The sequence below is a fragment of the Nitrososphaera sp. AFS genome (assembly GCF_009898475.1).
Classification (GTDB): Archaea; Thermoproteota; Nitrososphaeria; order Nitrososphaerales; family Nitrososphaeraceae; genus Nitrosopolaris.
In genome coordinates this window covers 1-6,615 of the sequence record NZ_QURE01000068.1, presented here as the reverse complement: position 1 = coordinate 6,615, position 6,615 = coordinate 1, and the positions used below count along the sequence as shown (strand labels likewise).

The window sequence follows — 6,615 nt, the reverse complement described above, 5'->3', positions numbered from 1 at the left end:
GGTCTACATTTTACTTGAGCCTGAGCTACTAGAATTAAGCATTATCTTGAACATGCGAATACCGTGATTTCTATAGTGTTGGTAGGATCGGACATCCAAGAAAGAACCATTCTATAGCGTGGATTTTAAAAACGCAAGGGGTAGATTTAACACTTGTTCTTTCATCAGAATCCGGATATCCTCAATGGAATCTAAGTCCTTCATCATTCTTCCGGACAAAAAAAATCTAATGGGGACATTTATCTTTACAGCGGCCCTTATGTGAGAATTAAAACTATCTTTATCATAAAGAGTCTTCATAAGTTGCGGGGGCTTTCTCAAGAGCGCATTAGTACCATCGTACCTAATTGACGGGCATATAACGATACATCTCGCAAGTTGCTCTGCTCTACTACAAAGATTATCGATATCCGTGGCAGATAGAAGTGGAATATCCTGTGGGATAACAAGTGTGGCATCGGCTCCATTTTGTGAGCTGTATTTATCAGCTAACAAAAGCGCTGCGTTAACCCCGTTGTCGTTATCTAGTTTCAAGAATTCTGCCCTTGTCGTGCCTACAATCTCTTCTGCAGAGCTTTCACTTGTAACAATTATTGTACTGGAGATAGCATTCGATTGCTCAAGCGTCCTAACAGTGTTTACAAGCAAGAGCTCGGATAGTTTTCTTCTTTCATCTAAGCTTAGAATTGTTCCCAACCTAGATTTACTTCTATCAAATCTCTTTACCGGTACTATGGCGAAAGTCCTCATTTCTAACCTAAGTGTAGATTCAAAAGATAGGTAGCTAATCTTTGTTCATCTTCAGCCGTTTGCATAACTATGTTTGTCTCGTGAACTCTGGTACCAAGGTTAGATATTCGTCTAGCCGAACTCACGTCTCCTTTTGAAATAACAAAGTTCGACGCAATTTGATAGTAAAATTCTGCAACCCCAAATGCTGATGGTTCAATTTGAATTGCTTTCATATATTTTACTGCAGGCCCGCTTATTGCAGCATCAGCAATAATAGGCGATACTGCTATAATTTTTTCTCTCTCTTCTGCAAGTGTCTTCTTAATTCCGTTGATTGCAAGTATGGGCCCTATACTCGTAACAGGATTTCCGGGTGCCACTATTACTAATTTTGAATTCTTGATTGCCTTGATTACCTCTCGATTGCTTTCAGCTGCTTTGATTCCTTCATACCTAATCCCTAATATCGCAGGTTTTGCCTGGTTTTTAACCCAGAACTCCTGGAGATGCATTTCTCCTTTGTTGGTTGATATTCTTGTCTCAATAGGATCGTCAGTAGCGGGGAGTATTCGTGATAAAATTGAAAACCTCTGTCTCATGAATTCAGTGATACATGACAGACTTTTTCCGTTCTTCAGCATAGCAGTACGTAAAATATGTGTAGCAAGATCTTTATCTCCGATTTTGAACCATGCATGTTCTCTGAGATTTTGAATCTGTTTCAGACATTCAAAGGTGTCCCCTCTTATTCCCCAACCTCTAGTAAGATCAAGCAGGCCAGCTAATCCATAGATCACGGTATCAATATCTGGGCAGATGTAAAGTCCATATAGCCAAAAATTGTCCGCAACGTTTGAAACAACAGATATATCGCAGCCTTGCGAGACAAGTCCTCGTATAAGCTTGATTGATCCGGTTCCCCCGGCGAGAACAGTGATCACGCTTTGGAGAGCTATACTACATTATGTAAGATTTTCGGAATGGAGAATATTACTAAAACGAGCGCAACATAGAATTCCAAATTATAGGTTGTTGTAGAAATATACAAATCCTTGCTGAGTACTAAAGAAACACACTATCATTCAAAGCATCCCATTTTAGAAATAAAGTACTTTCAACAAAGATTATAAACAACTAACTACAAAGTTCCTTTGTGAAACTTGCTGCAGTTCTCTCAGCATGTGTAATCAGTGGTATGTTAATTTTCTCTGTTATGAACAACGCTTTCGCTGTTCAATTTACGGCACTCCTCTCACCAAAAACCAACAGTGCCACCCCTGATTTTACTGCTGTACGATTTATTACCTTGACTTACCCTGCAGGGGGCCCTTTAGCAAAGCAATTTAATGGTAAGTCAGAACATGTGAGGTTCACGGTTAGTGGAACAACTGGCGGTATGGATCAATTATATGCGGCCTTCAACCAAGCTTTTGCAAGTCAAAAAAATAGCCATGTTCAAATTAGTAACGCAACGTTGACCTATACTGGAGATTTACTAGGCGAGCCGACCCAGGCATTAGTCTCTTACAAAGTTGACATACAGCCAACTCTTTCCAATTATGTGTTGCAAAACACAACACAAGGGACAGTTTTGGATCTTAATTGGAGGAGTATCACGGTAACTAAGCCAACAATAATCGATACGCCGAAATACGGAAAAATCAATGTTAATTCCCCAATTGGATTATTCGAAGCTCTTGATCCTACACTTGCACGTGGGTTGTTAAACTCACAGGCTGCTTCAATAATGCAAGCTCCTTTGTTCGACTTTCAAACCCTTGGTGCGGATATGAATAACTGGCACTTTCTTTTTGATCCGACAGGAAGTATTGCAGGCTCATCTGGTCTTTTCAGTCAACAGCCCGGATCCAGAGCTGTCTCCGTATACGCCCTCGGAGAGAGCAGTCTCAGGGAAGGAGCTTATACCGAGCAAGTCCAGGACGCTAGCGCAACCATAAACGGGGAAACAGTAGGAGTTCATGCATCTACACCACCTCCGAGTGCCCAGATTCAGATACCAGGGTTCTCAAAAATCCAACAATCTGGCAGCGGCCAAGTTGCTATTGTAACTAGCCAAGCTCCTGCAGGCACAACAACTGCTACTGGCGGCTTCCCTATACAAGTGCTACTAGTCTTCGCCGGCATGATGGGAGGAGTTGCCATTTTTGTGCTGTTGAAATCGCGGACGCCAAAAGCACAAAAAGCGCCTAGTCGAGGCACCAAAGGTTCAAATGAAGGTGCAACAGCTAGCCCTAGGTCTCCCGGTACAGGATCAGGCTCTCCTTTTTGAATCAATACTTGCAGTTGGCTCCCTGAAGACTACACTTGTAAACTTATTTCGCCTGTAATGAAAGTAAAGATGTGTGCTAGCTGTAACCCTCCTTCTGTTCTGTGCGGGATTCCGCTGAGCGGCCAACCCGAGCAGATGCAGGATCCTTAATGCTCTGTTTGGCCTTGCTCCACCCGGGACGGCGGTTTCATTCCAAGTCTAAAAGGCTCAAGCTATTCACCATCATCGCTTCTTTATAGCTGGATTTGTTTTCTGTTCCGTTGCCAGCTGTCTCCAGCTAATTATCGCTAATTCGAGTGCCTGCAATGAGGGAGGAGTTTCCTCTCTTTCGAGTAACCCGCGCGCTAGCTCACATTCTTTTTTTGTAAATTGGATATATTAATATACTTGAGGAAAATATTTTCTTTCCAACACTCGGATATCATTACCGCTAGGTGCTTTGGCATAATCATCCAAAATCCCAAGATTGAGCTCTAGGAATGTGTGTCCCCATTTAAACTTGGCCAAAAGGCTTTCTGACATTTTTCTGCATCCCAAAATAAAAAGTGAGGCTGCCAACGCTTCTGCGGTAGTAAGTTTGGATATTTTAGAATAATTAATAGGGTTGCCTGCTAGCAACGCCGGCAAACGACGGCGCGAATGGTGTTTCAATTTGCTTTTTGCAAATAGAACCTGTGCCTTTTCCCAAGAGCAATCAATTGCACATATCGATTTACAATACACACTGTCACTGGAAGTCAAGACGTTTTTTGAGAATGGATCTAACAATATCGCATCAGGTCTAACAAACCTAATGGATTCAGCAAGTCCGAACCTAACAAGCTTTGCGGCAGTACATTTTGCCGGATCGTCCTGTTTGTACATTAGGACCTGCGCTCGCATTACAGAACTGTCGAAAAGAGTGGATTATGCAGTAATATAAATCTGAAAAAATCAGTTTCCGCGTGTTGCCTGGAGATGTAGTTTAATGTGTGAACAAATATGTAAATACGAAAATTTGCCATTTCATCTTGGTCCATATATGATGTTTGAAGCTGGTGCCATCATACTGATACAATCAAAATAAGAATCGACGTCAATTTCCGTCACATTACCTTGATCTATGTCTATTATATAGATAATATGGATTCTACCGCTTACTATGTCTTCTTCTGAAACTGGCGGATTGCGATAGTAAGTATCACATATACGTTTGAGATTATGTATCTCATCGGTTCGTCTATCCCTTGGTGGGCGCCTGAACATTGCTGGAATGGGAAGGATACTTACAGGTGTAGTAGCTAAAATGAATTGATTGGCAAATCTGCTGTACCTAGAGATTTTGCTTGCAATACGTGCATAATAGTATGACAGTGGATCTAGAGCATGGTCAGGAGGTACAAACCCTGTTTCAATTTCGACGACCGTAGATCCTTCTCCTTTTGTTCCATACAGATCACACACCAATATCTGCGTTAATTGCTTCTCAACATCTACAACATAGCCATAGCGGATAAGATGCTTAGCACAAATTAGTTCCATTACTGAATGGTTTATTTTCACCAAATTTTTCTTGTATAGCTCGATAAGTCTGAATTTGACAAATCCCATACGCCTCTCAAATTCTGGCGATTGTCCAGAGCTCATTTTTAAGGAAAGGCTCTCTATATCTCCGGAAAACCTGTTCAGATCCAAATAACAAAGTCTAATTAATGATCCTATAAAAGCTTCAGCTGAATTCAGGAATATTAAAAACTGGGAAGAACTCGGTACCTAAACATGTCAATAAGCAAAAATATAACGGTTCTAGGTTCTGGAATAATGGGTCACGGGATAGCGCAAGTCTCTGCAATGGCTGGCTACAACGTGATATTACGTGATATTGATTTAATCTTGTTGAATAAGGCACTAGATAAAATAAAGTGGTCTCTGAGTAAACTAGCCGAAAAAAACAAAATCACTCAGATAGAATCTGAAACTATATTCAAAAGAATTACTCCTGAAATAAATTTGGAAAAGTCTCTTGCTGGAACTGATTTCATTGTTGAAGCAGTACCAGAGGATCTAGAAATTAAAAGGAAGCTGTATGCTGAGGTCGACAGATTTGCAGATGAAGAAGCAATTTATGCATCCAATACAAGTACATTGCCAATAACCGAAATGGCTGCATTGACAAAGCGGCCAGATAAGTTCATAGGCCTGCACTTTTTTAACCCGCCTCAATTGATGCGACTGGTAGAAGTGATTCCAGGACGGGAAACCAGACCAGAAACTACTAAATCCGTACTTGATTTTGTAAAGCAGCTTGGAAAGGAGTCAGTCCTTTGCAAAAAAGACGTAGTCGGCTTCATAGTGAACCGGATTTTTATCCCATTAGTACATGAAGCTGCCTATTTTTTGGACAGGGATGGAGTCACAATGACCCAGCTAGACTCAGCAGTAAAATACAAGATGGGATATCCGATGGGCATTTTCGAGCTTGCAGACTATACTGGTTTGGATGTAATTTATAAGGCTACACTAGAAATGTATGCCAGAGATAAAAAGGTAATAAATCCTCATCCGAGAATAAAGCAGCTCGTCGATTGTCGATATTTTGGGAAGAAGACAGGTAGGGGTTTTTATGAATATAGCAGTAATTCTTACGAGCGTATAAATCTAACGAGCGAAGAAGCTGAGAAATATAATCCAATTGGTTTGGTGGCAACAGCAGCTAATAATGCTGCATGGTTGATTTCAAACAATGTATGCACTAAAGCAGACCTTGACAAGGCCCTCAACCTAGGCATGGGCTTAAAGACAGACTTGTTTGAGACTGTCAAGCAATTCGGAGTGAAAAACGTTCTAACCAAATTGAACGAGATGTCTGCAAAATATGGTCCACGTTACGAGCCTAATCCCCACATTGGTACCTATGAAGACAAATGATTTCAGCCTCCTGAAAACATTTGTACGGCGGAATGGGCGTCTTTTGCTATCAAAATTGGAACTCGCTTGCGTTCGTCTAAGTATTTTCCGGCATAACTATCTGACACCCCGCCACTTCCTTGTATTGTTACAATTACCTTCTTCTTCATATAGCCGACTGCCATTTCTATCAACGTGCCAACTCCTCCCCCAATAGATATGATTCCGTCTGCTGAATTAGCTGTAATAAAATCACGTGCAAATCCCATCCCGGTACATATCACTATGTCGCAAAATTCATTTGCAAACAAAAACTCGTCTTGTGGTATAATGCCAACCGTAAAACCGTTTTTATCCTTAGCACCTTTACAGGCTGATTCCATTACCCCTCCTAATCCGCCACAGATCAAAATAGCACCTGCCTGAGCTATTTCACTTCCGACCTGATACGCTAGAAGTCGAGCTTCTTCAGTGCACCTGTCCTTATTATATCCAATCACAGCAATCTGAAGCTTGCGCACACTTTCCGACCAATCTTCTCAGTCTTATGCTTTGTGATTAAAGTTTTAAAAAGCATTAAAGCTAACTTAGATCAATTAAATTTCCCACATTAAATAATTATTAATACTCCAAATAATAAACGAATCGTTTGAGGTCAAGTTGCGAAACCTAATAAAAAAATTTGATAATCGTTCGCATGTAGTATG

General features: G+C 40.9%; 7 protein-coding genes and 1 other RNA gene. 2 read left to right on the top strand and 6 right to left on the bottom strand.

Annotated elements, in window-relative coordinates; genetic code table 11:
• Positions 1-111 precede the first annotated feature (111 nt).
• Both cofC and cofD read right to left on the bottom strand, forming a co-directional pair.
• Positions 112-750, bottom strand: coding sequence for a 2-phospho-L-lactate guanylyltransferase (cofC, locus tag DYY65_RS08200; protein WP_162477482.1), 639 nt, complete (start codon positions 748-750; stop codon positions 112-114).
• Between the two features lie 2 nt (positions 751-752).
• Complete coding sequence (gene cofD / locus DYY65_RS08195) at positions 753-1,673, bottom strand: 2-phospho-L-lactate transferase (RefSeq protein WP_370519332.1); 921 nt, start codon at positions 1,671-1,673, stop codon at positions 753-755.
• A gap of 254 nt (positions 1,674-1,927) precedes the next feature.
• Here cofD and DYY65_RS08190 point away from each other — a divergent pair, with 254 nt between their 5' ends.
• Positions 1,928-3,022 carry a hypothetical protein gene (locus DYY65_RS08190; RefSeq protein WP_236561743.1) on the top strand — a complete coding sequence of 365 codons (1,095 nt, stop codon included), beginning with the start codon at positions 1,928-1,930 and terminating at the stop codon, positions 3,020-3,022.
• A 71-nt stretch (positions 3,023-3,093) separates the two neighbouring features.
• On the opposite strand, the gene rnpB is transcribed toward DYY65_RS08190, so the two are convergent.
• The 3 genes from rnpB to DYY65_RS08175 all read right to left on the bottom strand — a co-directional run bounded on the left by rnpB (position 3,094) and on the right by DYY65_RS08175 (position 4,648).
• Positions 3,094-3,375, bottom strand: an RNA gene (gene rnpB / locus DYY65_RS08185) — RNase P RNA component.
• Between the two features lie 25 nt (positions 3,376-3,400).
• A complete protein-coding gene (locus DYY65_RS08180; RefSeq protein ID WP_162477480.1) occupies positions 3,401-3,904 on the bottom strand; it encodes a DUF367 family protein in 504 nt (167 codons plus the stop codon).
• A gap of 123 nt (positions 3,905-4,027) precedes the next feature.
• Entirely contained in the window at positions 4,028-4,648 is a 621-nt protein-coding gene (locus tag DYY65_RS08175) for a hypothetical protein (RefSeq protein ID WP_236561741.1), read from the bottom strand.
• A 132-nt stretch (positions 4,649-4,780) separates the two neighbouring features.
• Between DYY65_RS08175 and DYY65_RS08170 the strand changes: the two genes are divergently transcribed.
• On the top strand, positions 4,781-5,929 hold the full coding sequence (locus DYY65_RS08170; RefSeq protein WP_162477478.1) for a 3-hydroxyacyl-CoA dehydrogenase family protein: 1,149 nt from the start codon (positions 4,781-4,783) through the stop codon (positions 5,927-5,929).
• 2 nt (positions 5,930-5,931) lie between these two features.
• Here the strand turns inward: DYY65_RS08170 and DYY65_RS08165 are convergent, their stop codons facing one another.
• Positions 5,932-6,429 carry a TIGR00725 family protein gene (locus DYY65_RS08165; protein ID WP_370519331.1) on the bottom strand — a complete coding sequence of 166 codons (498 nt, stop codon included), beginning with the start codon at positions 6,427-6,429 and terminating at the stop codon, positions 5,932-5,934.
• Between the last annotated feature and the right edge of the window lie 186 nt (positions 6,430-6,615).